The following is an 803-nucleotide window of genomic DNA, read 5'->3' on the forward strand; positions in this document are numbered from 1 at the left end:
AGAAGACGATAATGGGCGTCGCCTTACTCGACCTCGTTGAGACAGCACTACGTGTAGCCAAACAAGCATTGGGGAAACGAGCGGGCAAGCCCGACTCAGGCGGGCTTGCCCGCGAAGCACACATCGTCGCACACTGTATTCGGAAAGAAGAGAGCCATAGTTACGCTGAACTCGTCGATCGGCTCAGTCTCATGCCGGGAGTGTGTGACCGACTTGAGATCAGCTCGGATGCTCCACCGGATCCAACCACGTTCTACCACTCGTTCGACCGATACGAGATGTATATCTGGCGGGCGTTGCTGCGCGTTTCAGCGCAGCAACACCCGCAATCTGGTCACGTCGCTCTTGACAGCACATTCTTCGAGCGGTTCAACGCTTCCCAGTACTATTGTCAGCGGAAAGGACGAACAGTACAGACGGTCAAAGCGACGACGTTGACCGATACAGAGTCGCTGGCGGTGCTGGACGTTCACTGCTGTATCAGGCATGAGCATGATACGAAGGCTGGCCCGCGGGTCGTCCGGCGGAACGCGGACGACCTGCGGGCCGTCGCTGCCGATAACGGCTTCCAAGATTGGCACTCCGAGTACGAGATCGCTGCTCTAGATGTTGACTATCTTGTCCAGTACCGTGGATCGACTCCGCAAGCAGCAGCGAACAACGCGCTCATCCGAGCAAAGGGCTACACACAGCGGTGGATGTCAGAAACATCCTACTCAACGGTCAAGCGAACGCAGGACTCCGCCCTGCGTTCGCAGTTCTGGTACCGACAGTTCCGTGAGATCATCCTCTCGTTTGCTCTC

At 57.2% G+C, this 803-nt stretch carries 1 protein-coding gene; it reads left to right on the forward strand.

The genetic code is table 11. The features are described 5' to 3' along the window. Positions 1-11: 11 nt before the first annotated feature. A partial coding sequence (locus ACFQEY_RS18700; protein ID WP_379771522.1) for a transposase occupies positions 12-803 on the forward strand: 792 nt, incomplete at its 3' end.

The organism is Halorubrum trueperi (assembly GCF_042662525.1).
Taxonomy (GTDB): domain Archaea; phylum Halobacteriota; class Halobacteria; order Halobacteriales; family Haloferacaceae; genus Halorubrum; species Halorubrum trueperi.